This is a genomic window from Stenotrophomonas rhizophila, assembly GCF_020857975.1.
In the GTDB taxonomy this organism is placed as follows: domain Bacteria; phylum Pseudomonadota; class Gammaproteobacteria; order Xanthomonadales; family Xanthomonadaceae; genus Stenotrophomonas; species Stenotrophomonas rhizophila_C.
Window position 1 is genome coordinate 140,623 of the sequence record NZ_JACWUO010000007.1, and the last position, 25,504, is coordinate 166,126.

Sequence of the window (25,504 nt, forward strand, 5' to 3'; positions counted from 1 at the left end):
CGACCGTTGGTCGGTACGGGTTCCCGCGCGCGACCACCAACGGTGGCCGCCTACCAATCGGGGTCGGTACGCCGGTCAGGACAACGTGCGCCCGCCATCCACCCGCAGCGTATGCCCGGTGATGAACGGGGCGTCGGTGACCAGCCAGTACACCGCCTCGGCGATCTCCTCGACCGTACCGGTGCGCGCCAGCGGGGTGCGGGCCAGCACCGCCTGCCGGGCGAAGTCGTCCTTGCCCTGTTCCGGCCACAGGATCGCGCCGGGGGCGACCGCGTTGACCCGTACCTTGGGCGCCAGTTCCAGCGCCAGCGAGCGGGTCACCATTTCCAGCGCCGCCTTGGCCGCGCTGTAGACCGGGTGGTCGCGCATCGGCTGGCTGCCGTGCAGGTCGGTCAGGTTGACGATGCAGCCCTGGTGCCGGCGCAGCTGCGGCGCGGCGGCCTGGGCCAGCAGCAGCGGCGCGCGGGCGTTGACCGCGAACAGGTCGTCCCAGTGTTCGGCGCTGATCTGGCCAAGCAGGGTGGGGTAGAAATTGGACGCGTTGTTGACCAGCGCATCGAGCCGCCCGAACTGGGCCACGGTCTGCTCGACCAGGTCGGGCAGGGCCTGCGCGTCGCGCAGGTCGGCCTGCAGCGCCAGCACGCTGCCGGGGCGCAGCATGTCCAGGTCGAAGGCCATCTGCTGCAGCTCGGCGGTGGAGTTATGCGCGTGCAGCACCACCGACCAGCCACAGGCGTGGAACTGGCGGGCGATGGCCGCGCCGATCCGGCGGGCGCTGCCGGTGATCAGCACGACGGGGGTGACCTCGGTCATCGGGGGGTGCTCCGTGCTCGGCTATGCTGTGCATTGTCACCGCAATCGCCCGCCCCATGCATTCCCCATTGCCTACCCCCGATACCGACGCGCTGGCCCACAGCGACCAGCTGGCTGCGGCGCTGCGCGCTGAAATCCTTGCCAACGGCGGTGCCATGCCGTTTGCGCGGTTCATGGAACTGAGCCTGTATACGCCCGGCCTGGGCTATTACAGCGCCGGCGCCAGCAAGTTCGGTGCATCGGGCGATTTCACCACCGCGCCGGAACTGGGCCCGCTGTTCGCCGCCACGCTGGCCAATGCGATCGCCCCGGTGATGCAGCAGCTGGGCCCGCAGGCCCGTTTCATGGAGCTGGGCGGCGGCAGCGGCGCCTTCGCCGAGGTGCTGCTCAAGCGCATGCTGGAACTGGACGCGCTGCCGGACCGCTACGCGATCCTGGAGCCCAGCGCGGACCTGCGGCAACGTCAGCGCGAACGCCTGGAGCAGGCATTGATCCCGCCGCTGTTTGCGCTGGTGGAATGGCTGGACGGCCCGTTCGACGACGACTGGGACGGCATGGTGTTCGCCAACGAGGTGATCGACGCGCTGCCCACGCCGCGCTTCCTGGCCCGCGATGGCATGGTCTACGAGGAAACCGTGGAGCTGGATGCCGATGGCGCCTTCATGCGCGGCGCGCAGCCGGCCGACGCCATGCTCAGCGCCGCGGTGCGGCACCTGGAACACTACCGCGGCAAGCCCTTCGCCGACGGTTACCGCTCCGAGCTGCTGCCGCAGCTGCCGTACTGGATCCAGGCGGTAGCCGGCGGCCTGCAGCGCGGCGCGATGTTGTTCATCGACTACGGCTACCCGCGCAACGAGTTCTACCTGGACGAGCGCGACGACGGTACCGTGCGCGCGTTCTACCGCCACCAGGTCCACAACGACCTGTACCGCTGGCCCGGCCTGCAGGACCTGACCGCCTCGGTGGATTTCACCGCGCTGGCCGAGGCCGGCACCGGCGCCGGCTTCGAGCTCGCCGGCTACTGCACCCAGGCCAGTTTCCTGCTCGGCAACGGGCTGGACACGCTGCTGGAGCAGGCCGAGGCGCGCGTGGACGAGTTCGGCAAGGTGCGCCTGCGCGACCAGGTCAAGAAACTCACCCTGCCCACTGGCATGGGCGAACGCTTCCAGGTGATGGGTTTCCAGCGCGACGTGGACTTCGACGCGGCGTTCTTGCTCGGCGACCTGACCTGGAGGCTGTGAGGTGGCCGCGACGGGGATGTTGAAACCGTTGCGCTGGCCGCGGTTCTGGCTGGGCCTGTGGTGGGCCGGCATCGTGCTGGTCATCACCGTCTGCCTGATCCCGCCGCCGCCGCTGGACCTGCCGCCCAACAGCGACAAGATCGAGCATTTCCTCGCCTATTTCCTGTTGGCTGCCGCCGCGGTGCAGATCTACCGCAGCCGCGCGGCGCTGCTGTGGGCCGGCGTGGGCCTGGTCGGGCTGGGCGTGGGCATCGAGTTCGCGCAGGGCGCGCTGACCGCCCGCCGCATGGCCGACCCGGCCGATGCGCTGGCCAACAGCATCGGCGTGATCGCCGGCATGGCGGTGGTGTTCACCCCGTTGCGCGACCTGTTGCTGCGCCTGCGCGGGTGAAGCATTGCCGGCTGCTTTCCCCACCGGCTACCAGCCAAGCGTCAAAGGCCTGGCGTGGGTGGGTTGGCGGGACCGTTGGGCGCCATGGATGGCGTCCACGAGCCCCCAAGGATGGGTTCACGGCGTGTCCCGCCAACCCACCCGCGCCAGGCCAAACCATGGCGACAACGGGAACCCGCTTTGGGCTTTGGGTGTTGTCCGAGGAGCCGGCCAGCGGCCGGCACTACCAGATGCCCACCGACGGTGGGCACCCCTGTGATCAGCGCGGAACCAGCGTCAGCTCGTCCAGCACCCACATCGTCGGCCGGGTATCGCCGGTGAAGCGCACGCACAGGTCCTGGCTGCCCTTCAGCGAGCGCGGCAGCGCCGCTTCCAGGGTGATGAAGCCATCGGCACCGGGCTTGGCCGGCAGCTTCACCGTGGCCAGCGGCTTGCCGTCGCACTGCCCGTTGAGGATGTCCATCTCGCCATGCGCGCTGCGCGCCGGGGCGAAGACCCGCTTGGGTTCGTCGTGGGCCAGCTGGAAGTAGTACGGAATCTGCCCGGCGCGCACGCGCACCCTGGCGATGCCGTCCATGTCCGCGCCCTTCCACAACCAGCACGGGTTGAAGATGTTGACGTTGAAGATCGCCCGCGCGCCGTCGGCCGGGCCATCGTCTTCCAGCCGCAGCAGCAGCTGCCCTTCGCCCGGGCACAGGCCCAGTTGCTCGTCGCGGCGGCTGAGCAGCGCGGCGGCATCGAGATCGAAGCGGCTGGCCGCGGCGGCCAGTGGCTTGCCGTCGAAGAACGTGGCCGCCTGCAGCGCCACCGGCAGCGGCCGGGTCAGCGGCGCGATGTAGCGCGGCGACTGCGCGGTAACCGCACTGCCGTCCACGCTGTAGTGGATGTCGTAGCCCAGCGGGGTGCGCAACGCCAGCGTGGCGGTGCCGGCCTTGCGGTCGTCACTGCTGTCCAGTTCAACCTGGAACGGCGTCTGCGCGTAGGCGATGCCCATCGCCTGCCAGCGTTGCAGCTGGGTCGGCAGGCGCGCCAGGAAGTCGGCATAGTCGCGGCGTCCACGCGGCGACCAGCCGGTTTCGGCCACCGCGGCCAGGCGCGGGAACAGGTTGTGCTGCAGGCGCGCGTAGCTGCGCGTGTGCTCGGTGAACATGTTGGCCTGCAGGCCGAGGATGTGGTGCTGCTTGTCGGCGGCCAATGCGCCGGGTACCGGCTCGAAGCCGTATACGCGTTCCAGCGGGATGCTGGCCGGGCGGCCCGGCGGCTCGTTGCTGGAATTGGTCTGCAGGTAATCCATGTACATGTCGGTGACCGGCGACATCACCACGTCGTGGCCTTCGCTGGCCGCCTTCAGGCCGCCTTCGGTGCCGCGCCAGGACATCACCGTGGCTTCCGGCGGCAGGCCGCCTTCCAGGATCTCGTCCCAGCCGATCAGGCGCCGGTCGTGCTGCTCCAGGAATTTCTCCAGGCGCTTGATGATGTGGCTCTGCATTTCCATCTCATCGCCCGCACCGACCTGGCGCATGCGCGCCTGCACCCGCGCCGAGGCTTCCCACTGGTCCTTGACCGCCTCGTCGCCGCCGACGTGCACGTACTTGGCCGGGAACAGGGTGATCACTTCTTCCAGCACGTTTTCCAGGAAGGTGAGCGTGCTTTCCTCGGTGTTGAACAGGTTCGGGAACACGCCCCATTCGCTCAGCGGTTCGAGCGGGGTGTCCAGCGTGCCCAGTTCGGGATAGGCGGCGATCGCGGCGGTGGCATGGCCGGGCACGTCGATTTCCGGGATGACCTGGATATGGCGTGCAGCTGCATAGGCGATCACCTCGCGGATCTGGTCTTGGGTGTAGAAACCGCAGTACGGGCGTTCGGCGCCGGTGGCCGGGTCGCGGCCGCCATCGCCGGCCGGGATCCGGCAGCTGCCGACCGCGGTCAGCCGGGGATAGCGCTTGATTTCCATGCGCCAGCCCTGGTCATCGGTGAGATGCCAATGGAAGGTGTTGAGCTTCTGCTCGGCCATCGCATCGAGCACATGCTTGATTTCGTCCAGGCTCTGGAAGTGGCGGGCCGAATCGAGCATCAGTCCGCGCCAGCTGAAACGCGGCGCGTCCTCGATGCGCAGCGCCGGCAGGGTGCCGCCATTGCCGGCGGTGAGCAGCTGGGACACGGTGGCCGCGCCGTAGAACAGGCCGGCTTCGGTGGCGGCCTGTACGGTGACGCCGTCGCCGTTGGAATGCAGTTGGTAGCCCTCGGCGCCGGTCTTGAGCGCGCCGTCGAGGACGAAGTTGATGCCATTCTTGCCACGCCCGTCGCGCACCTGCAGGGTCGGGCCGCCGCTGGCGTGCAGCAGGGCGCCGAACTGGCCGGCCACGCGTCGCGCAGCCTCGCCCCGGGCCCACACCGGGGTGCTGGCGGCCAGGGTGAACGCAGCGCCGTCCAGGCGTTCGACCTTGGCCGGCAGCGGGATCAACGGCAGCGTGTCGGGCAGGGCGCGCGGGCCCTGCGGCGCCTGCGCACCGGTGGCGTGCGCGAGCGGGCACAGCGCCAGGGCCAAGGACAGCAGCGACAGCGAGGTACGACGGGTGCGGGTGTGCATCGGGTCATTCCTTTGTAGCGAATCGGGTTCCACCTGTGAAACGGGCCCGGAAATCCGGGCCCGTTTCAGGTGTGCAGCGTGTTACCGCGGCGATCAGTACTTGAAGCGGAAGTTCAGATAGTACTGGCGGCCGTTGGAGTAGAACGAGGTCGGGATCAACGCGCTCTGGTAGTACTTGTAGGTCGGGTTGTTGAGGTTCAGGCCATCCAGGCTAATGCTCAGCCAGTCGGTGGCCTTGTAGCTCAGCGACGCCGACAGCGTGCCGAAGTCGTCCTGGTAGTACGGGTTGGTACCGGACAGGCTGATCAGGAACGAGGAACGGCGGGTGTAGCTGACGCGGGCGCCGAAGCGTTCGTTCTCGAAGTAGGCACCCACGTTGTAGGTGTTCTTCGAGGTGCCCAGCAGGTTGTGGGTGCCATCGGCCCAGGTGTGGTTGGTCTTGCCATTGGCGTAGGTGTAGTTGGCGTTGACGCCGAAGTACTCGCCGATCGGCTGCTCGTAGGCCACTTCCACGCCGGTGACCTGCCCATCGGCATTGATCGGGGTGGAGATGTCGTAGGTTTCAAGCTGGTTGGTCAGTTCGCTGAAGAGCTGGCGCTGGACCACGTCGAAGGCGATGTAGTCCTTCAGGCGCATATGGTACGCGCCCAGCGACAACAGGCCGCGCGGCATGAAGTACCACTCCAGGTTGGCATCCAGGTTGCTGGACAGGGTCGGCTTCAGGTCGGGGTTGCCGCCACCGCCGGTCTTGTTCAGGTCCGAACCCCACGAGGACGCACCCAGTGCCGAGTAGTCCGGCAGGGTCTGGGTCTGCGACGCGGCCACACGCAGCACCAGGTCATCGTCCAGATCGAACTTGATGTTGGCGCTCGGCAGCACGCGGTCGTGCTTGTTCTCGAAGGCCTGGCGCTGCCACATGCCGAACAGGCTCCGTACGTCGGCGCGGGCCGGATCGCTGACGGCCAGGTAGGTGTCGATGTCCTGCTTGATGTTGACGTAGCGCAGGCCGATGTTGCCGCTCCACCAGTCACCGGCGAAGTTGGCCTGCACGTAACCGGCGAAGTTCTTTTCCTTCACCTTCCACTCTGCGCCGTAGTTGTGGCGGCCGTCGGGACCGTCGTTGCCGGCCAGCCAGGTCGAGTTGTTGACGATGGCGTTCTGCAGCGCATCGGGGGTGTAATACCAGATGTTGCGCGGGAAGCTGCCGCCCACGCTGCTGGCGAAGTTGCCCGGGTACTGCCCGGTGGCGCTGCCGCGCAGCGCGGACCAGATGTCGCCCGGGCTGGCGCCTTCCGGCGACAGGGCTTCACGTTCGTGGTCGGCGAAGCGCAGGCCGAAGTCGATCGAGCTCAGCGTGCCACCGTTGCTGAAGTACTGGTTGAAATCCAGCGACGCCCAGTCTTCCTTGTCCTCTGCCTTGACCAGCTGGTTGCCCCAGGTGCCGAAGCTGCTGACGCCGGCTTCGCTGAGGTCGCCACCGATGTTCCAGTCGACCGGGGAGCCGGCGCCGTGGCTGGCGTAAGACGCGCCGCCACCCTGGCCGACGGTGACTTCGGCGATGAACTGTCGCGGGGTTTCGCCGGTGCCCTTGGTGGTGCCGGCCTGGAACTTCGCGCTCAGGTTGTCGTTGATCTGCCAATCCGCATCGAAGGTGACGTAGCTGGTCTTGGCCTTGGCCTCGCGGTAGATCATGTCGTACACGCCGTAGTTCGTACCGGGGACGCCGGTGTACGTCGCGTTGGTGATCACGCCGTCGACCACGGTGTAACCCGGGTCCGGGGCCTGGGTCCGGCCGAAGCCGCTGCCGAACATCATGAAGTTGCGGTTGTAGTTGTTCGCTTCCAGTTCGGACGTGAAGCCACTCAGGCCCAGGGTCAGCGTGTCGATCGGCTTCCACTGCAGCGTGACCATGCCACCCTTGCGCTTGCGGGTCTGCTCGAACAGGGTCGAACCCAGCAGGCCGGGAATGGACAGGCCTTCCAGGTCCGGACGCGGCGCCTGCAGGAACTGGCCCGGATTGGCCGGATCGGGAATGCCGGCGACGACCGGATCGGTCGCCTTGAGCGCGAAGAAGCCGCCCGGGATTTCCTGCGCTTCACGGCGCAGTTCGCGCTCCTGGTAGAAGCCCTGCACCAGCACGCCGAAGGTGTTGGCGTCGTTCTTGTAGTTGAACAGGGCCGAGTACTGCGGATCGGTCGAGTCGGCCTGGTCCGAGCGCACGGCGCCGATCGATGCTTCGGCCGTGAACTGCTTGGCGAACTGCAGCGGAGTACGGGTGATGATGTTGACGGTACCGGTGGTGCCGCCGTCCTGCAGCTTGGCCTGCGAGGACTTGTTCACTTCCACCGAGCTGACCAGCTCGGACGGCAGCAGCGAATAGCTGACGCTGCGGCCCACGTTGTTGCCCTGGCTGAGCACGAACCAGTCGGCGGAGCCGACGCTGTGGCCGTTGATCAGGGTCTGGGTCAGGCTCGGGCTGGTGCCGCGCAGGCTGACGCGGTCGGCTTCATCGAAACCGCCTTCATCGGCGCTGGACGAACTGATGTTCACGCCGGGCACGCGCTGCAGCGTATCGGCCACGTTGTGCGCGGGCAGCTTGCCCACGTCCTCGGCGGTGACCACTTCCAGGCGCGCATTGGCTTCGCGCTTGGTATCGAGCGACTTCTCCATCGAACCGCGGATGCCGGTGACCTGGATGGTGTCCAGGTCGGTTGCGGCCGGCGTGGTGGCGGGGGCTTGCTGCGCGTTGGCGCTGAAGGCGAGGCAGCTGACGATCGCTGCGCAAAGCAGGGTCTTGCGGGTGTTCATGATGTCTCTCCTCATCACTCGATGGTCGCCGGCTGCGGCGTTCGTTTTTGCGGTTGCGTTGGCCTGCGCGGAGCACATCCCGCGCGGTGTGGTGCCAGGTGTTGCGTACTGCGTTTTCGGTGCGGCCCGATCGATCAGGCGTCCAGACGGCCCAGGTACCAGCTGGCAGCGCCGATCACGCCCAGCTGCCCGTGCTCGACCACTTTCACGGGAATGCGTTCCAGCGCCTCGCGCATCGGCCCCTTGTTGAGGAAGCGTTCGACGAAAGTGCTGTTCAACAGGAAGTCGCGGATCTGCGGCAGGATCCCGCCGGCCAGGTAGACCCCGCCGGTGCTGCCGTACTGCAGCGCCATGTCGCCGATCGCACCGCCGAGCAGCCCGCAGAACACTTCCAGGCTCTGCCGCGCCAGTGCATCCTGGTCGGCCATGGCCGCGGCGGTGATCGCATCGGGGGTGGACAAGCTGGGCGCCTGGCCGTGCAACGCGCACAGCGCGCGGTACAGGTTGATCAGGCCCGGGCCGGACAGCGCGTGCTCGACCGACACATGCGAGCGTTCGCCCAGCATCTGCCGCACGATCGCCATTTCCAGCTCGGTGGTGGTGGCCAGGGTCGGCTGGCCGGCCTCGGTGGCCAGTACCACCGCGCCGTGCGCGGTCGGAATCCATACCGCCGCGCCCAGCCCGGTGCCGGGGCCGACCACCAGGGTCGGGCCGCGCGGGGCGGTGGCCGGGCCGGTCAGCTGCAGCACGCCGCTGGCATCGACCTGGGCGGCGGCATAGGCCACCGCTTCGAAGTCGTTGACGATGTACACCTGGTCCAGGCCCAGGTCGCGTTCGATCTGCCGCGCCGACAGCGGCCACGGCAGGTTGGCGGTGATCACCGTACCGTCGGCGCGGGCGACCCCGGCGGTGGCCACCACGCAGTGCGCCGGGCGCGCGCCGCCGGCCAGGAACTCGGCCAGGATCGCGCTCAGGTGCGGGTAGTCGGCATTGCGGAACTTGCGGTACTCCAGCACCTGCACCGGATGGGACGGGTCCTGGCTGGCCTGGACCCGGGCCACCCGTACATGCGTGCCGCCCACGTCGGCGGCCAGGAACGGCGGCACCGCGGCGGGCAGGGCATGGGCCGGTACAGAGTGGGCAGCTGCGGTCACACGGACTCCCTTGGGGCGGTTGCGTGGCCAGGGGGGAACCCGGCGATTGAGGCGGAGTCTGTAATCGTTCTGACAACGATGTCAACGATAAACACAGACTTTCGATGTTGCGTCGCAGCGGGCCGCTGGCGGAGAAAACGTTTTCATCCCGTCCTCGGCATGTTTTCGCAAACCCTTTGATGGCAGGGGGTAAGCCAGGGCTCGCGCGGCAACCCGGTTGATTTTGCGCAGGTGCAGCACGCTGTCGAACCGATAGCCAACATCATCGAGTTGTTGACAAAGCCATGGGTGGCGAAGAATAAATGTGACAACGTTGTTCCCAGCCACTCTTTCGACGCCGCCGCAGGCGCCGTCGACGCAGGAGCCCACCTGATGTCTGCCGTGCCTGCTGTCTCCGCGCGTTCGAGCGTGCTCACCTCGATCCTGATCATCGGCGTGCTGTTCTTCCTGATCGGCTTCTTCACCTGGCTCAACGGCCCGTTGATCACCTTCGTCAAGCTCGCCTTCGAACTGGACGAGGTCGGCGCCTTCCTGGTGCTGATGGTGTTCTACCTGTCCTACTTCTTCCTGGCCCTGCCGGCCTCGTGGATCCTCAAGCGCACCGGCATGAAGAAGGGCCTGAGCCTGAGCCTGCTGGTGATGGCGGCCGGGGCGGTGGTGTTTGCGCACTTCGCCCAGCAACGCTGGTATCCCGGCGCCCTGAGCGGGCTGTTCGTGATCGGCAGCGGGCTGGCCCTGCTGCAGACCGCGGTGAACCCGTACATCAGCATCCTCGGCCCGATCGAAACGGCCGCGCGCCGCATCGCGGTGATGGGCATCTGCAACAAGATCGCCGGCATGCTCGCCCCGGTGCTGATCGGCACCCTGGTGCTGCACGGCATCGGCGACCTGACCGAGCAGGTCGCCGCGGCCGACCCGGTCACGCGCAATGTCCTGCTGGATACCTTCGCCAGCAAGATCCAGCTGCCCTACATGGTGATGGCCGGGGTGCTGGTGGTGCTGGCGGTGGGCGTGCTGTTCTCGCCGCTGCCCGAACTGAAGACCGCCGAAGCCAACGCTACCCCGGCCAGCGCGCCCGGCGTGGCCGAGCGCCACAGCATCTTCCAGTTCCCGCACCTGTGGCTGGGCGTGCTGTGCCTGTTCGTCTACGTCGGGGTGGAAGTGATGGCCGGCGATGCGATCGGCACCTACGGCCACAGCTTCAACCTGCCGCTGGACCAGACCAAGATGTTCACCTCGATCACCCTGGGCGGCATGCTGCTGGGCTACCTGGCCGGCCTGGCGATGATTCCGCACCTGGTCTCGCAGTCGCGCTACCTGAGCATCTCGGCGGTGCTGGGGGTGGTGTTCTGCACCGGCGCACTGCTCACCCACGGCTATGTCTCGGTGGGCTTCGTGGCCGCGCTGGGCTTTGCCAACGCAATGATGTGGCCGGCGATCTTCCCGCTGGCGATCCGCGGCCTGGGCCGGTTCACCGAAACCGGCTCGGCCCTGCTGGTGATGGCCATTGCCGGCGGGGCGATCATTCCGCAGCTGTTTGCCGTGCTCAAGCAGCACTTCGACTTCCAGTGGGTGTTCGCCGGGCTGATGATTCCCTGCTACCTGTACATCCTGTTCTACTCGGTGCGCGGTCACCGGGTCGGCCTGCCCCGCGACGGGCGGTGATCGGCGATCATGGACGCTCCACGGAACCTGCAGGACAAAGCCATGCGCAGAGCGACCATCAAGGATGTCGCCGAACGGGCCAAGGTGTCATTGAAGACCGTCTCGCGCGTCATCAACAATGAGCCCTCGGTGATGCAGGCCACCCGCGCCCGGGTCCTGCGCGCGATCGCCGAACTGGACTACGAGCCCGATCCGGCCGCGCGCAACCTGCGCACCGGCACCACCCTGGTGATCGGGCTGGTCTACGACAACCCCAACCCGTACCACATCATCGGCATGCAGAACGGCGTGCTCGCCGCGTGCCGGGAGACCGGGTTCGGGCTGCAGATCCATCCCTGCGATTCCAGTTCGCCGATGCTGGCCGAGGAACTGGCCGACTGGGTGCAGCGCTCGCGGCTGGCTGGGCTGGTGCTGACCGCGCCGATGTCCGAGCGCGGCGACCTGGTGGCGGCGCTGACCGCGCGCGGGATCAAGCTGGCGCGCATCGTGGCGGGCACCACCGATCCGGAGGACGGCGCCTGTGTATTCGTCGACGACCGCGAGGCCGCCTACGAAGTCACCGAACACCTGATCCAGCTCGGCCACCAGCGCATCGGCTTCCTGTGGGGCAGCAGTTCGCATGGCTCCAGCGTGGAGCGCCATGCCGGCTACGAGGCGGCGCTGCGCGACTACGGCATGAGCGTGGACAAGCACCTGGTGGTGCAGGGCGACTACACCTTCGACGATGGCTTCCGCGGTGCGCGCCGTTTGCTGGCGCTGCGCGAGCCGCCCACGGCGATCTTCGGTTCCAACGATGAAATCGCCGCCGGCGTGCTGGCCGCGGCCAAGTCGGCCGGCATGAACGTGCCCTACGATTTGTCCATTGCCGGGTTCGAGGACAGCCCGTTCTCGCGCCAGTCCTGGCCGCCGCTGACCACCGCCAAGCAGGCCACCGAGGACATCGCCCGGCATGCCGCGCGCCTGCTGATCGCCCAGCTGCGCAGCGATGCCTACGACGAAGCGCCGCTGCAGCTGCGCAACCAGGGCTTCGTGCCGCAACTGGTGGTGCGCGGCTCGACCGCCCCGATGCGCCCGCAGGGCACCCGCCCGCCCACTTCTTCTGAAACCACCTGAGCCGCCATGTCCCTGCCTGCCCCCCACGACACCCTGATGTTCCGCGAAGCCGCGCAGTCGGCCGATGTGATCGCCGCGCAGTTCGCCCGCAACCAGGCGGTGGTGGAGACGCTGGCGGCCAGCCTGCGCGCGGCGCCGCCGCCGTTCGTGGTGACCTGCGCACGGGGCAGTTCGGACCATGCGGCGACCTACGCCAAATACCTGCTGGAAACCCGGCTGGGCCTGGTCACCGCCTCGGCTTCGCCGTCGGTGGGCTCGGTCTACGCAGCGCCGTTGAAGCTGCGCGGGGCGCTGTACATCGTGATCTCGCAGTCGGGCAAGAGCCCGGACCTGCTGCGCAATGCCGAGGCCGCCCGTGCGGCCGGCGCGCGCGTGGTGGCGCTGGTCAATGTCGAGGATTCGCCGCTGGCGCAGCTGGCCGAAACGGTGATCCCGCTGGGCGCGGGCGCCGAGCGCAGCGTGGCGGCGACCAAAAGCTACCTGGCCTCGCTGGCGGCGATCCTGCAGCTGGTGGCGTACTGGAGCCAGGACGCGGGCCTGATCGCGGCATTGCGCGCGTTGCCCGACGCCCTGCGCCAGGCCTGGGACAGCGACTGGTCGGCGCTCACTGACGGTCTGATGCCGGCGCACAACCTGTTCGTGCTCGGCCGCGGCCTGGGCCTGGGCGCGGCGCAGGAAGCGGCACTGAAATTCAAGGAAACCTGCGGCCTGCATGCCGAGGCGTACAGCTCGGCCGAAGTGAAACACGGCCCGATGGCGCTGGTCGGCCCCGGCTTCCCGGTGCTGGGCTTTGCCCAGCCCGATGAAACCGGCGCCGGCACCCGCGCGGTGCTTGAAGAGTTCGCCGCGCGCAACGCGCAGGTATGGCTGGCCGCGGTGGATGGCGACCTGGCGCTGCCGCAGGCGCCGCACCCGGCCTGCGCGCCGTTGCTGGCGGTGCAGGCCTTCTACCGTGCGATCAATGCGCTGGCACTGCGTCGCGGGCACAACCCCGACCTGCCGCCGCATCTGAACAAGGTGACGGAAACCGTCTGATGAAAACCGTCCTGCGCAACGCCCGCATCCTGGCCGGCGACGAATTCCGCGACGACCTGGCGGTGGTGATCGAACACGGCCGGATCACCGCGCTGGTGTCCGATGCGGCCTCGCAGCTGGGCCAGGCCGACGAGCAGGTGGACCTGGGCGGGCTCTGGCTGCTGCCCGGTTTCATCGATGCCCAGGTCAACGGCGGCGGCGGGGTGCTGTTCAACAACAGCCCCGACGTGGACAGCCTGCGCCGGTTGGCCGCCGCGCATCGTCGCTTCGGTACCACCGGCCTGCTGCCGACCCTGATCAGCGACGATGTCGCGGTGATGCGCCGCGCGATCGCCGCCACCGCCGCGGCGATCGAGCAGGGCGTGCCGGGCGTGCTCGGCATCCACCTGGAAGGCCCGTACATCGCCCCGTCGCGCAAGGGCACCCACGACGCCAGCACCTTCCGCGTGCCCGATGCGGCGGAGATCGCATTGGCCGCTTCGCTGGACAATGGCGTAACCCTGCTCACCCTGGCCCCCGAGCGGGTGCCGCTGGACAGCATCCGCGCGCTGGTCGAGCGCGGGGTGATCGTCGCCGCCGGGCATACCGCGGCCAGCTACGAGGAAGCGCGCGCCGGGCTGGATGCCGGCATCCGCGGCTTCACCCACCTGTACAACGCGATGTCGCCGTTGACCGGGCGCGAGCCCGGTGCGGTCGGTGCGGCACTGGAAGACCGCGACAGCTGGGTGGGCATCATCGCCGACGGCGTGCACGTGCACCCGGCCAGCCTGCGCGTGGCGCTGGCGGCCAAGCCGCGCGGCAAGGTCATGCTGGTCACCGACGCGATGCCGCCGGTGGGGGCCGACAGCCCCAGCTATGAACTGTATGGCGAGGTGATCACCGCCGTGGACGGGGTGGTGCGCAATGCGGCCGGTTCGCTGGCCGGTTCGGCGCTGGACATGGCCACCGCGGTACGCAACAGCGTGCAGCTGCTCGGCCTGCCCTTGGCCGAGGCGGCGCGCATGGCCTCGCGCTACCCGGCGCAGTTCCTCAACCTGGACGACCGCCTGGGCGAGATCGCGGTGGGCTACCAGGCCGACCTGGTCCTGCTCGACGACGCGCTGCAGGTACGTGCGACCTGGATCGCCGGCCAGCGCGAGGACGCATGAGCGCGCCGGCCGCGGCGCGGATGGGCTCGATCGATGCCCTGCGCGGGTTGACCGTGGCGGCGATGCTGCTGGTCAACAATCCCGGCGACTGGGGCCATGTGTACGCGCCGCTGCTGCACGCGGACTGGCATGGCTTCACGCCCACCGATCTGATCTTCCCGCTGTTCCTGTTCATCGCCGGGGTCTCGATGGCCTTCAGCCTGGTTCCGCGCGCCAGCACGGCGACGGCGCGCCCGGCATTGCAGCGCGGCCTGCTGCAGCGCGCGCTGCGCATCCTGATGGCCGGCGCGCTGCTGCACCTGTTGGCCTGGTGGCTGCTGGAACTGCCGGCCTACCGGCTGTGGGGCGTGCTGCAGCGGATCGCGCTGTGCGTGGCGGTGGTTGGCCTGTTGGCCATCCATACCCGCGCGCGCGCGCAGTGGCTGGTGCTGGCCGCGCTTTTGTTCGGCTATGCCGGCGTGCTGCTGGGCGCGGCCTCGCTGGCGCCCTGGCAGAATCCGGCCAGCCGGCTGGACACCGCGCTGTTCGCGCCGCTGCTGTACCGGTACCAGCCGTTGACCGGGCTGGGCCATGATCCCGAAGGCCTGCTCAGCAGCGCCGGGGCGATCGCCTCCACGCTGCTGGGCCTGCTTGCCGGTGGCTGGCTGCGCGCGCGCCGGCTCGGCGCGCTGGCCGCGCTGGCGGTGGCTTGCCTGCTGGCCGCTGCACTGGCCGCAGCGTGGCTGCCGTTGAACAAACAGCTGTGGACGCCCAGCTTCGTGCTGTGGGCCGGTGGGCTGTCGGTGGCCGCGCTGCTGCTGGCGCATCTGCTGGTCGACCGCTGGGGCGCGCCTGCGCTCGGTCGCCGCTTCGGCGTCAACGCCATTGCCGCCTACTTGGGCTCGGCGGCGATGGCGCTGTTGCTGATCGCCAGTGGTGCCTGGGCGTGGCTGTTCCAGATGGCGTCGGCGTTGCTGCCGGCTGCGCCGAAGCTGGCCTCGCTGCTGTGCGCACTCGGATTTGTCGGTGTGTGGTGGTGCGTGGTGTGGGCGCTGGACCGACGTCACATTCATTTGAAGATCTGAGTCGGCCTGCCGTGTCGCACGCCGCAACACGCTCGGCGGACATCACACTTTTTGACCTGATCATCACCGCTGCCCGGCCAGAGTACGGCCCACGGTCTGCGTAGCCGTAGCGGACTTCTGCCGTACCCCCTTTTGTCGAACAGGACTGGCGTATGCGCTTCATGGACGTTTTCCCGGCACGCACGCAGCTGGCCGACCAGGTCTCGCGCTGGATCCGCCGCGGTTGCGGTGGCGCACTGGGCACGGTGCTGCTGGCCGGGGCCGCGCCGGCCTGGGCCGGCTGCGACAACCCGGCGCCCGCCCAGGGCCAGACGGTGACCTGCTCCAGCGCCGCGCCCAATCCGGACCCGGTGCCGGTCACCACCGCTGCCGGCGCTTCCAATACCACCGTCAACGTCCTGGCCGGCGCCCAGCTGGCCATCGCCAGCGGCAACGCGCTCACCGTCCAGGCCGGCAGCGGCCATGTGATCAACAACGACGGCAGCATCATCGCCAGCGCCGGCCGCGCGCTGCAGCTCACCGGCGCCACCAGCGTGGTCAATCGCGGCGTGATCAGCGGCAGCACCGGCGGCATCGTCTTCGGCGCCGGCAATGACCGCCTGGACATGCTCGGCGGCAGCATCGGCGGCGGTGTATTGCAGGGCGAGGGCAACGACACGCTGGTGATACGCGACGGGGTGATCGACAGCGTCGACCAGGGCGATGGCCAGGACAGCCTGGACATCAGCGGCGGCAGCGTCACCGGCACGGTGCAGCAAGGTTCGGAGATCGACACTTTCCTGATGACCGGCGGCACCATTGGCGCTTTGTTGCAGGGCGATGGGCTCGACCGCTTCCGGATGACGGCAGGCCAGATCGTCGGTGCGTTCGATGACGGCGACTACGCCGAGATGACCGGTGGCCGGATCGGCCGGGTCAACATGAAGCTGGACGACAATGTTTTTGACATGTCCGGCGGCACCATCGACGGCAACCTGGTGACCGGCTTCGGCAACGACACCATCGTGCTCTCCGACGGCTACATCGGCGGCAACATCAGCGTCAGCGGCGGCAACGACAGCGTCACCATCACCGGTGGTACCGTGCGCGGCGAGATCCGCCTGAGCTTCGACAACGACCGGCTGGACTGGAGCGGCGGTGGCGTCGTGCATGGCCTGGTCGACTTCGGCGAGGGCGATGACAGCGCCCGCCTGAGCAATCTCAATGTCGCCCACCTGGGCGCCTCGCCCGGCTTCGACGGCGGACTGGGTAACGACCGGCTGGATTTCAGCAACGTCAAGACCAATGGCGTGTCGCGGTTTTCCAGCTGGGAACAGGTCAACCTGGCCACCGATACCCAGCTCACCTTCGATGGCGGCCTGACCCTGGGCGACAGTGCCAGCGGCACCGGCGTGTTGAACATCGACGCCACCAGCGTGGTGTTCGGCGGCAACGCCAGCGGCCGCATCGCCCCGTTCGCGGCCGCGCAGCTGGCTACGGTCAACAACGCCGGCCGCATCGACCTGAGCAACGGCGGCAACGTGGGCGACAGCTTCACCATCGTTGGCAACTACGTCGGCAACAACGCCGCGGTGTACCTGCAGACCGTGCTGGGCGATGACAGCTCGCTGTCGGACAAGCTGGTGATCTCCAACGGCGTGGCCAGCGGCACCACCGGGGTGGGCATCCTCAATGTCGGTGGCGGCGGCGCGGCCACCGTGGCCGACGGCATCCTGGTGGTGCAGGCGATCAACGGCGCCAGCACCGCGCCGAATGCATTTGCGCTGTACAACCCGCTGGCCGCCGGCGCCTTCGAGTATTTCCTGTTCAAGGGCGGGGTCAGTGCCGGTACCGGCGAGAACTGGTATCTGCGTTCGACCCTGGTCGCCACCGCGACGCCGGCGCCGGCTACGCCGCCGGGTGGCGGCATCACCGCCACGCCACCACCGCCACCGGAGAGCATCGGTACCCCGCCACCGCCGTTGCCGCCGCCGCCGTCACCGGACGTGCCGGAAAACCCGGATCCGCTCGCGGCCGAGCCGCCGCCGCCACCGGAGCCGGCCGAACCTGCGCCGGTGGCACCGCCCACCAGCGACACACCGCCGCCGGTGCCGACCGCTGTGGCCGGTGTGCCCGGGCCGCTGGCCGTACCGCCCACGCCCGGCGCACGTGCCGCGCAAGGCGACATCATTCCGCTGTACCGGCTGGAAACCGGCCTGTATTCGGTGGTGCCGCCGCTGCTGCGCGAAGCCAGCCTGGCCAGCCTGGGGACGTTCCACGAACGCCAGGGCGAGCAGCGGCTGCTGGTCGGGCAGGGCGGCGCCCGCGCGGCCTGGGCGCGGCTGGTCGGGCAGAGCCATGAGCAGCACTGGGAAGGCGATGCGCAGCCCGGTTTCGACGGCGACGTGCAGGGCATCCAGGCCGGCCTGGACCTGTATGCCACGGCCGATGACAACCACCGCGACCAGTTCGGCGTGTTCCTGGGCCGCACCCGTGCGCAGGGCAATGTCAGCGGCTTTGCGATCGGCTGGGAAAACGTCGCGGTCGGGCGCACGCGCCTGGACGACAAGCACGTGGGCCTGTACTGGACCCGCGTGGGCAGCCGCGGTGGCTACCTCGATGTGGTGGTGATGCGCAGCCGCTACGACGGCGATGCCCAATCGGCGCGTGGCCTGGGCATCGATGTGCATGGCGATGGCACCACCGCCTCGCTGGAAGTGGGCAAGCCGCTGCTGCGCTTCGGCCAGTCGGCCTGGTGGCTGGAACCGCAGTTGCAGGTGATCTGGCAACGTACCGAGATCGACGACGGTGCCGACCGCGTCGGCCGGCTGCGTTTCGATGCAGACAGCGCCTGGACCGGCCGCGCCGGCCTGCGCCTGGCCGCCGACTACGACATCGCCGGCAATGGCTGGCAGCCGTATTTCAAGCTCAACTACTGGCAGACTTTGGACGGCGAGGACCGCATCGACTTCGACAGCAACCGCATCACCAACCAGCAGGGCGCGCGCGCGCTGGAAGTGGGCGTCGGCGTGGTGGCGCGGTTCAATCCCAACGTCAGTGCCTTTGCGGTGGCCGACTACACCCGTGACCTGGAAAGCAGCGCGCAGAAGGAGCGCCGGGTGGTCGAGGGCAATATCGGGCTGCGTCTGGACTGGTAGCGGGCCACGCCGGTAGTGCCGGCCGCTGGCCGGCATGATCCACGGCGGAGACAGCCCGCAAAGGCATCGCAATCAAGGCGCAGTCAGCGGACTGCGCGTCATCTTCAGCGCGCCGCGGCAATCGCCTGGGTGCGCGCCCGCGCCAGTGCCTGGCCTACCGCCGGGCCCTTCAGGTGGGCCAGGTCCAGGTCGCGTGCCTGCACGGCCAGGGCGGCCTGGTGCAGGCGGTTCAGGGTGGCGCCTTGCGGGTAGTCGCTGTCGGTGTGGCCGAGCCGGCCGCGCTTGTCGGCTTCGCAGCACAGCGCGATCCGGGCGATGCGCTCGGGGCGTCGGAAACCGTCGCAGCGGCCCAGCAGTTCCAGCACGGTGGCATCGCGCAGTTCGTCGATACGGTGCACGTTGAGATGGTCGCGACAGACCGCTTCGGCCAGCTGGCGGTGGTCCAGCGGCACTTTCAGGCGCTCGCACAGGGCGTGCAACGGTGCGATGCCGCGCTGCTCGTGCATGAGGTGGCGCGGCCATTCCGCCGGCGGGGTCAGGCCCTTGCCGAGGTCGTGGGTGAGCGCGGCAAAGCCGACCAGGTCATCGCCCGGCGCCAGCTGCGCGGCCATGTCGCTGACCATTTCCTGGTGCACGCCGGTATCCACTTCGGGGTGGAACTCGGCCCGTTGCGGTACGCCGTACAGCGCCTCCAGCTCGGGCAGCACCGCCGCGAGCGCGTGTGCCTCGTGCAGGGTGCGCAGGAAGGCCGACGGCTGCGCGCTGGCCAGCGCCCGGCGCAGTTCCTGCCAGACCCGTTCGGGCACCAGCGCATCCAGTTCGCCGCTGGCGGCGATCTGGCGCATCAGGTCCATCGTTTCCGGCGCCACGCTGAAGCCCAGTGGCGCCAGGCGCGCCATGAAGCGGGCCGCGCGCAGCACCCGCAACGGGTCCTCGACGAAGGCCGGGCCGACATGACGCAATACCCGCTGCCGGATATCGCGCACGCCGCCATACGGGTCCACCAGCGCTCCGCTGGCCTCATCGCAGGCGATCGCGTTGATGGTGAAGTCGCGGCGCTGCAGGTCTTCTTCCAGCGTCACCGACGGGTCGGCATCAACCACGAAGCCACGATAGCCGCGCCCGGACTTGCGCTCGGTGCGTGCCAGCGCATATTCCTCGCCGGTATCGGGGTGCAGGAACACCGGGAAATCGCGGCCCACCGCCTTGTAGCCCTGCGCTTCCATCTGCGCCTGGGTGGCACCCACCACCACCCAGTCGCGGTCACCGGGGGCTTGCTGCAGGAGGCGGTCGCGCACCGCGCCGCCAACGAGATAGATCTTCATGCCGGCATGATGCCGCAGACGGGCGGACGTGCCAAACGGACGCTCGACGGGGGCAGGGCGCCCGACCGTTGGTCGGCGCCGGTGCCGGGTCTCGGTCCCGTGTGCTGGTGCCGCCACCGCTGCGGTTACTGCTGCTGTTGCCGTCGCTGTCGCTATTGCTGTTGCTGTCGCTTTCGCTTTCGCCGTTGCTATTGCCGTTGCTCGTAGAGCCGGGCTCTGCCCGGCTGCGGTTGCTCTGGTAGTGCCGGCCGTTGGCCGGATGCCATTGCTTCTGCTAGGCAACGGCAGCCGGGCGGAGCCCGGCGCTACGAGCCACCGCCACCGCCACCGCAACCGGCTATCAATCGCCACCCTTGTCGGCATTGGCCGCGCAGCTGAAGCTCTTGCGCTTGGCCTGCAGGCGGCCATTCATGCGGTCGGTCACCGGCAGGGCGTTGCCGTTCAAGCGCCAGTCGTAGATCACGCTGAAGGCCAGGATGCGGGCGACGTACTCACGGGTTTCCTTGTAGCTGATGGTCTCGATCCAGATGTCCGGGTCGAAGCCGGGTCGCTGCGACTGCCAGCGCGCGGTCGGGGTCGGGCCGGCGTTGTAGGCGGCGATGGTCACATACGGCAGGCCGTCGTACTTGTTCATCAGCTGGCGCAGGTAGGCGGTGCCGATGGCGATGTTGGTATCGGGGTCGTACAGGCTGGCCGCGCCGCCGTAGTTGGTCAGACCGATCGACTTGGCCACGCTGGCGCCGGTGGCCGGCAGTACCTGCATCAGGCCCATGGCGTTGGCCGGCGAGCGCGCCTTCGGGTTGAAGATGCTCTCGGCGCGGATCTCGGCGGCCACCCAGGCCGGGTCGATCGCGTTGCGGGCCGATTCGCGGCGGATCGCATCGTCGTGGTGCAGCGGGAAGCGCAGCGAGTACAGGCGCTGCTCGTCCGGGGTCTTGCCCAGCGAGAACACCGCACGGTCGAACCAGCCGTTGTCGCGCGCCACTTCCACCGCGATGCGGCGCTGGGTGGTGTCGTAGCGGCTCAGGGCGTCATTCCACTCCGCCACGGCCCAGCCGGCGCGTTCGATCTTGAACAGCTCCATGGCCCGCACGATAGCCGGGTCGCGGGCGACCGCCGCATGCGCCTGCGCGCTGTCGTTGGGTTCCCACGGGCACAGCGTGTAGGTGGACTGGCCGAGCTGGTCGGCGGCGAGGAAGCCATGGAAAGTGGCCGCGCGAGCCGCCTCGCGGTACAGCGGCTGGGCTTCGTTGCGCTTGCCGGTTTTCTCCAGCATGCGGGCCTCGAAGTAGCGCCAGCGCGAGTCGCTGCGCTGGGTCGGGCCCATCTTGCGGATCGCGGCCAGCGCCTGCGGCCAGTCGCCGCGCGACATCGCTTCGCGCGCGCGCCATTCGTGCAGGCGCTCGTCGTAGGCCGAATCGGGCACCGCGTTGAGACGGCGCGCCGATTCGGGGCCGTACGAGGCCACCGTCCACAGCGCCACCTGGTACAGCACCTGCGCCTGCTGGGCGGCGCTCAGCTGCAGCGCGTTGGCGTACTGCGGCAGCTGCTGTTCGGTGGCGGCCGGGTCGGCCTTGGCCAGCTTGGCCAAGCCATCGGTGGCGATGCGCCGGCTGCGCTCATTGCGCGGCCAGTTCAAGGCGCTGGCATTGGGTTTGTCGACGAAGGCGGCGTAGGTGTTGGCCAGGGCCAGGTCGGCGGCGGGCAGGCCGCGCGCGGCGCTGCGCATCACCGCCGGCTGCTGTTCGTCGGCGGCCGCATCGATACGGGCCCAGCGCAGGTCGGCGCTCAGGCCGCCCTTGGCATCGAGCACGGCGAACACCGCATCGCACGCATCGGGCAGGGACTTGCCGGTGCTGCGCCAGATCGCCTGGGCCTCGCTGGTCCACTGTGCGTCGGCCTTGCCGGTGGCCTGGCGCGCATTGAGCTGGGCGCAGCGCAGGCCGACGTTGTCGGTGGGCGCCCAGTTGGCCAGCAGGGTCGGCCAATCCTGGCGACGGGCCAGCGCCGGCAGCCAGGCGCTGCGGAAACTGGCGGCCACCGCCTGGCCGTTGTAGCGCTTCAGGAACGCCTGGGCCTGCGCGGTACCGATGGTGTCGATGTTGCGGCGCAGGTTGGCGTACTCCAGCCAGCCATACAGCGGGTGCCTGGCCAGCGCGGCAGCCTGGGCCGGGTCGAACTGGCCGCGCTCGGCATTGTCGATGGCGGCCTTGAGCTGGCCGCGCTGCGCATCCAGGCTCTGCGCGCCGGCATCGGCACCGGCGCCGGTGCAGGCCAGCAGGACGGCGGAGCTGAGAAGAAGCAGGGGGAGTCGATTCATGGCGAAAGCATAACGGCGCGGCGTGAACGGCGGTGAGGGCAAGCCGACTCGATGATGAACGGATGCCGAGCGGGCGCCCGGCAGCGGCCGGCGCCGGCGTAGTCTCGGCCATGGGGCAACCGGCCCCAGGGAAGGAGCAGACCATGGCATTCAGTGCAGCAGGGAACTCTGGACCACTGGCGCAGATCAACGTCACCCCGTTGGTCGATGTGATGCTGGTGTTGTTGATCATCTTCATCGTGACCGCGCCGATGGTGTCCATGCCCATCCCGGTCAACCTGCCGCAACGGACCACCACCGTGGTGCCGCCCACCGACCCGCCGCCGCCGATCGAACTGCGCGTGGATGCGTCCAACCAGCTCAGCTGGAACGGCCAGGCGATGCCGGTCGCTGGGCTGCAGGCGCGCCTGCACGAACAGGCGCAGGCCCATGCCGGCAACCTGCCCGAGTTGCGCATCAACACCGACCCGGGCTCGGAGTACGAGGTGACAGCCAGGATCCTGGCAGCGGCTAGCAATGCGCATCTGGACCGCATCGCCTTCGTTCAATAGGCCGCTTCACCGACGACGGTGACGCAGAACGCCCCGGAGTGTCGGGGCGTTTTGCATTGCGGCGCCTGGCTTTTGCCTATTCGGACTTGTCGTAGTCAGGTGAAAGCGCGGCAGCGGTCACGTCTTCACTTTTACAGTTTGTTTACAAAGGAAACGCTGCCGCCGTGCAGGGGCTGCGGCAGCCCCAGCCCAACATTCCTTTGTGGAGAGAGCGAATGAACGACCTGCACCACCGCCCGCTGGCGGTTGCCGTATCGCTGTGCCTGTTGTTGGCTGTCCCGGCATTGGCCGGCGCCCAGGAAACACCCCGCACCACGACCGAGCTGGACCGGGTCGAGGTCACCGGTTCGCGGATCAAGCGGGCCGAGATGGAAGGCCAGGTGCCGATCCAGACCCTGAGCCGCACCGAGATCGAACGCACCGGGCTGAACTCGATCGGCGAGGTGCTGCAGCAGTTGACCGGTTCCGGTTCGGCGTTGAACGCCAAGTTCAATTCCTCGGGCAACTTCGGTTTTCCGCCCGACGGCAGCGGCGTCGGCGCCGGCTCGGCCCAGGTCGACCTGCGCCACCTCGGTGCCAAGCGCGTGCTGGTGCTGGTCGACGGCATCCGCTGGGTCAACGAATCCTCGGCCTCCGGGGTGGGCGCGGCCACCGATCTGAACACCATTCCGCTGGCGATCGTCGAGCGCATCGAAGTGCTGGAAGACGGTGCGTCCTCGCTGTACGGCTCCGACGCGATCGCCGGGGTGGTCAACATCATCACCCGGCGCCAGTTCGATGGCGCGCAGGTGACCATGAACTACGGCCAGTACGGCACCGGCGACGGCGCACAGAAGGGCGTGGACCTGGCCTGGGGCACCAGCGGCGACCGCTACAGCCTGTTCCTCGGCGGCAGCTGGGTGAAGCAGGACCCGGTGTATGCCAACACCCGCGAGCAGTCGCGCTTCCCGATCCCGGGCACCGGACTGGCGTTCGGCAGCGGCGGCATCCCGCAGGGCCGCTTCGCCTTCGTCGACCCCAACACCGGCGCCGAGCAGGACATCGTGCCCAACAGCGGAGTGAACAATCCGCGCTATGACGGCAGCGCCGGCTGCGATCGCAGCGATGACTACCACTGCTTCACCTCGGCCGACCGCTTCAACTTCGCCGAGTACAACCTGCTGCTCACTCCTTCCGAGCGCAAGGGCATCTTCGGCCAGTTCCGCTTCGACATCACCGACAACGTCCAGTGGTACATCAAGGCGCTGGGCAACCGCCGCGAATCCACCAACCAGGCCGGCCCCGAACCGCTGTTCTTCGGCCCCGACGGCGCCACCGGCAACCCGCTGGCCGACAACATCGTGGTGTCCGCGCTGAACCCGTACAACCCGTTCGGCTTCGACCTGGTGTCCTCGGGCAACATGAGCCTGATCGGCCGGCGCCCGGTGGAGGGCGGCCCGCGCGTGTTCAAGCAGGAGGTCAACACCCAGTATTTCGCCACCGGCCTGGTCGGCCAGTTCGAGGCCGGCAGCCGCAGCTGGTTCTGGGACGTCAACGGCATGTACAGCAAGAACAAGGCCGAGCAGACCAACCACGGCAGCTACGACATCTACAAGGTCAACATGGCGCTGGGCGACCCGGCCGTGTGCGCGGCCACGCCCGGCTGCGTGCCGCTCAACATCTTCGGCGGGGCCGGCTCGATCACCCCGGACATGCTGCGCTGGATCCAGCCGGTGGTGCGCGACCGCAGCCAGAACGAACTGAGCCTGTTCACCGCCAACCTGAGCAGCGAGCTGTTCACCCTGCCGGCCGGCCCGGTCGCCTTCGCCACTGGCGTCGAGCACCGCAAGTACGAAGGCCGCTACCAGCCCGATCCGCTCACCGTGATCGGCCACTACAACGGCGTGCCGTCGTTGCCCACCTCCGGTTCGTACGACGTCAACGAGGCCTACCTGGAGTTGAGCATCCCGATCTTCGCCAAGAGCGCGCTCGGCGAAAAGCTCGACCTGAGCCTGGCCGGGCGCTATTCGGACTACTCCACCTTCGGTGGCGAGTTCACCCCCAAGTACGGCCTGCGCTGGCAGGTGACCAACGACTTCGTGCTGCGCACCAGCTATGCCGAGGGCTTCCGTGCGCCGTCGATCGGCGAGCTGTACGGGTCGGCCGCGCGCGCGGACCTGCAGCTGTTCGATCCCTGCTCGGTCGGCCTGGGCGGCACGCCGCCGCGTGGCAACGTGGCCAACTGCGCGGCGTTGGGCGTGCCGGCCGGTTTCCAGCAGGCCAATTCGCAGATCTCGGTGACCACCGGCGGCAACAGCGAACTGGATCCGGAACGCTCGCGCAGCTTCAGCGCCGGCTTCGTCTGGAGCCCGTGGTTCGGCACCGATGCCAGCTGGTCCGACCGCTTCGATGTGGAAGTGACCTTCTACCGCCACGCCATTGACGGGGCGATCCAGGCGATCAACGCCCAGACCCAGCTCGACCTGTGCGTGGACACCCTGGACCCGCTGTACTGCGCCGGCATCACCCGCGCCTCCACCGGTGCGGTCAGCAGCTTCAACAACCGGCTGACCAACCTGGGCTCGATCAAGACCGATGGCTGGGACGTGGACCTGTTCTGGACGCTGCCGCAGACCCGGGCCGGCCAGTTCAAGCTGGGCTGGCAGAACACCTTCGTCGGCCGCTACGAGGCCGTCGGCGCGGCCGGGCAGCGGCAGCCGCAGGAGCCCGGCGTGGAAGTGGCCGACAGCTCGATCCCGGAATGGACCAGCAACGCCACCCTGAGCTGGACCCTGGCCAACTGGAACGCATCGTGGACGCTGCGCCACATCTCCGAGCTGACCGAGGACTGCGGCGATGCGGTGGCCTTCCCGGTCTGCAGCAACCAGGCCGAGGGCACCAACACGTTGGAGGCCACCACCTTCCACGACATGCAGGTGGGCTACAAGGTCGACTGGATGAAGGGCCTGCAGCTCAGCGCCGGCTTGAACAACGTGTTCGACAAGGATCCACCGATCTGCCTGTCGTGCTCGCTCAACGGCTATGACGCCTCTACCTACGACATCCCGCGCGGCCGCTACTGGTACCTGCGCGCGGACCTGCGGTTCTGATCGCGGGGTGATGCACAAGTGACACCGCCGGGGCGTTGCAGTGGCGCCCCGGTGCTGCCC

At 68.6% G+C, this 25,504-nt stretch carries 16 protein-coding genes; 10 read left to right on the top strand and 6 right to left on the bottom strand.

Annotated features, from left to right (window positions below):
* Positions 1–75 precede the first annotated feature (75 nt).
* On the bottom strand, positions 76–813 hold the full coding sequence (locus IC535_RS09175; protein ID WP_228885375.1) for a pteridine reductase: 738 nt from the start codon (positions 811–813) through the stop codon (positions 76–78).
* A 56-nt stretch (positions 814–869) separates the two neighbouring features.
* On the opposite strand from IC535_RS09175, the gene IC535_RS09180 reads away from it, so the two are divergent.
* The gene (locus IC535_RS09180) at positions 870–2,054 is read left to right on the top strand and encodes a class I SAM-dependent methyltransferase (RefSeq protein ID WP_228885376.1); all 1,185 of its coding nucleotides are present in this window, start codon (positions 870–872) and stop codon (positions 2,052–2,054) included.
* A 16-nt stretch (positions 2,055–2,070) separates the two neighbouring features.
* Positions 2,071–2,445 carry a VanZ family protein gene (locus IC535_RS09185; RefSeq protein WP_228885377.1) on the top strand — a complete coding sequence of 125 codons (375 nt, stop codon included), beginning with the start codon at positions 2,071–2,073 and terminating at the stop codon, positions 2,443–2,445.
* 259 nt (positions 2,446–2,704) lie between these two features.
* Here IC535_RS09185 and IC535_RS09190 read toward each other — a convergent pair whose 3' ends face one another.
* The 3 genes from IC535_RS09190 to IC535_RS09200 form a co-directional block, all read right to left on the bottom strand.
* The gene (locus IC535_RS09190) at positions 2,705–5,035 is read right to left on the bottom strand and encodes a family 20 glycosylhydrolase (RefSeq protein ID WP_228885378.1); all 2,331 of its coding nucleotides are present in this window, start codon (positions 5,033–5,035) and stop codon (positions 2,705–2,707) included.
* Positions 5,036–5,128: 93 nt separating this feature from the next.
* Positions 5,129–7,843 carry a TonB-dependent receptor gene (locus IC535_RS09195; protein WP_228885379.1) on the bottom strand — a complete coding sequence of 905 codons (2,715 nt, stop codon included), beginning with the start codon at positions 7,841–7,843 and terminating at the stop codon, positions 5,129–5,131.
* Positions 7,844–7,977: 134 nt separating this feature from the next.
* A complete protein-coding gene (locus tag IC535_RS09200; protein WP_429000335.1) occupies positions 7,978–8,997 on the bottom strand; it encodes a glucokinase family protein in 1,020 nt (339 codons plus the stop codon).
* 372 nt (positions 8,998–9,369) lie between these two features.
* Here IC535_RS09200 and IC535_RS09205 point away from each other — a divergent pair, with 372 nt between their 5' ends.
* The 6 genes from IC535_RS09205 (at position 9,370) to IC535_RS09230 (ending at position 18,159) form a co-directional block, all read left to right on the top strand.
* Positions 9,370–10,662: a sugar MFS transporter gene (locus IC535_RS09205; protein ID WP_228885380.1), complete on the top strand. Its 1,293-nt coding sequence runs from the start codon at positions 9,370–9,372 to the stop codon at positions 10,660–10,662.
* A gap of 42 nt (positions 10,663–10,704) precedes the next feature.
* Positions 10,705–11,775: a LacI family DNA-binding transcriptional regulator gene (locus IC535_RS09210; RefSeq protein WP_228885381.1), complete on the top strand. Its 1,071-nt coding sequence runs from the start codon at positions 10,705–10,707 to the stop codon at positions 11,773–11,775.
* 6 nt (positions 11,776–11,781) lie between these two features.
* Positions 11,782–12,810 (top strand): SIS domain-containing protein, encoded by a 1,029-nt coding sequence (locus tag IC535_RS09215; protein WP_228885382.1) that lies wholly within the window; start codon positions 11,782–11,784, stop codon positions 12,808–12,810.
* The gene (gene nagA, locus IC535_RS09220; RefSeq protein ID WP_228885383.1) at positions 12,810–13,958 is read left to right on the top strand and encodes an N-acetylglucosamine-6-phosphate deacetylase; all 1,149 of its coding nucleotides are present in this window, start codon (positions 12,810–12,812) and stop codon (positions 13,956–13,958) included. Before IC535_RS09215 ends, nagA begins: the two co-directional genes overlap by 1 nt.
* Positions 13,955–15,022, top strand: a complete 1,068-nt coding sequence (locus IC535_RS09225; protein WP_228885384.1) for an acyltransferase family protein — start codon at positions 13,955–13,957, stop codon at positions 15,020–15,022. Before nagA ends, IC535_RS09225 begins: the two co-directional genes overlap by 4 nt.
* 161 nt (positions 15,023–15,183) lie before the next feature.
* A complete protein-coding gene (locus IC535_RS09230) occupies positions 15,184–18,159 on the top strand; it encodes an autotransporter domain-containing protein (RefSeq protein WP_228885385.1) in 2,976 nt (991 codons plus the stop codon).
* A gap of 104 nt (positions 18,160–18,263) precedes the next feature.
* Here IC535_RS09230 and IC535_RS09235 read toward each other — a convergent pair whose 3' ends face one another.
* Positions 18,264–19,484 (bottom strand): multifunctional CCA addition/repair protein, encoded by a 1,221-nt coding sequence (locus IC535_RS09235; protein WP_228885386.1) that lies wholly within the window; start codon positions 19,482–19,484, stop codon positions 18,264–18,266.
* A 340-nt stretch (positions 19,485–19,824) separates the two neighbouring features.
* Positions 19,825–21,804 (bottom strand): transglycosylase SLT domain-containing protein, encoded by a 1,980-nt coding sequence (locus tag IC535_RS09240; RefSeq protein ID WP_228885387.1) that lies wholly within the window; start codon positions 21,802–21,804, stop codon positions 19,825–19,827.
* Positions 21,805–21,947: 143 nt separating this feature from the next.
* On the opposite strand from IC535_RS09240, the gene IC535_RS09245 reads away from it, so the two are divergent.
* Both IC535_RS09245 and IC535_RS09250 read left to right on the top strand, forming a co-directional pair.
* Positions 21,948–22,355, top strand: a complete 408-nt coding sequence (locus IC535_RS09245) for an ExbD/TolR family protein (RefSeq protein WP_228885388.1) — start codon at positions 21,948–21,950, stop codon at positions 22,353–22,355.
* A 215-nt stretch (positions 22,356–22,570) separates the two neighbouring features.
* Positions 22,571–25,444: a TonB-dependent receptor gene (locus IC535_RS09250; protein ID WP_228885389.1), complete on the top strand. Its 2,874-nt coding sequence runs from the start codon at positions 22,571–22,573 to the stop codon at positions 25,442–25,444.
* The last annotated feature ends 60 nt before the right edge of the window (positions 25,445–25,504 follow it).

Bases quoted from the DNA above. Each gene is read 5' to 3' on its own strand.
- IC535_RS09175 (WP_228885375.1), bottom strand. From the start codon at position 813: ATGACCGAGGTCACCCCCGTCGTGCTGATCACCGGCAGCGCCCGCCGG.
- IC535_RS09180 (WP_228885376.1), top strand. From the start codon at position 870: ATGCATTCCCCATTGCCTACCCCCGATACCGACGCGCTGGCCCACAGC.
- IC535_RS09185 (WP_228885377.1), top strand. From the start codon at position 2,071: ATGTTGAAACCGTTGCGCTGGCCGCGGTTCTGGCTGGGCCTGTGGTGG.
- IC535_RS09190 (WP_228885378.1), bottom strand. From the start codon at position 5,035: ATGCACACCCGCACCCGTCGTACCTCGCTGTCGCTGCTGTCCTTGGCC.
- IC535_RS09195 (WP_228885379.1), bottom strand. From the start codon at position 7,843: ATGAACACCCGCAAGACCCTGCTTTGCGCAGCGATCGTCAGCTGCCTC.
- IC535_RS09205 (WP_228885380.1), top strand. From the start codon at position 9,370: ATGTCTGCCGTGCCTGCTGTCTCCGCGCGTTCGAGCGTGCTCACCTCG.
- IC535_RS09210 (WP_228885381.1), top strand. From the start codon at position 10,705: ATGCGCAGAGCGACCATCAAGGATGTCGCCGAACGGGCCAAGGTGTCA.
- IC535_RS09215 (WP_228885382.1), top strand. From the start codon at position 11,782: ATGTCCCTGCCTGCCCCCCACGACACCCTGATGTTCCGCGAAGCCGCG.
- nagA (WP_228885383.1), top strand. From the start codon at position 12,810: ATGAAAACCGTCCTGCGCAACGCCCGCATCCTGGCCGGCGACGAATTC.
- IC535_RS09225 (WP_228885384.1), top strand. From the start codon at position 13,955: ATGAGCGCGCCGGCCGCGGCGCGGATGGGCTCGATCGATGCCCTGCGC.
- IC535_RS09230 (WP_228885385.1), top strand. From the start codon at position 15,184: ATGGACGTTTTCCCGGCACGCACGCAGCTGGCCGACCAGGTCTCGCGC.
- IC535_RS09235 (WP_228885386.1), bottom strand. From the start codon at position 19,484: ATGAAGATCTATCTCGTTGGCGGCGCGGTGCGCGACCGCCTCCTGCAG.
- IC535_RS09240 (WP_228885387.1), bottom strand. From the start codon at position 21,804: ATGAATCGACTCCCCCTGCTTCTTCTCAGCTCCGCCGTCCTGCTGGCC.
- IC535_RS09245 (WP_228885388.1), top strand. From the start codon at position 21,948: ATGGCATTCAGTGCAGCAGGGAACTCTGGACCACTGGCGCAGATCAAC.
- IC535_RS09250 (WP_228885389.1), top strand. From the start codon at position 22,571: ATGAACGACCTGCACCACCGCCCGCTGGCGGTTGCCGTATCGCTGTGC.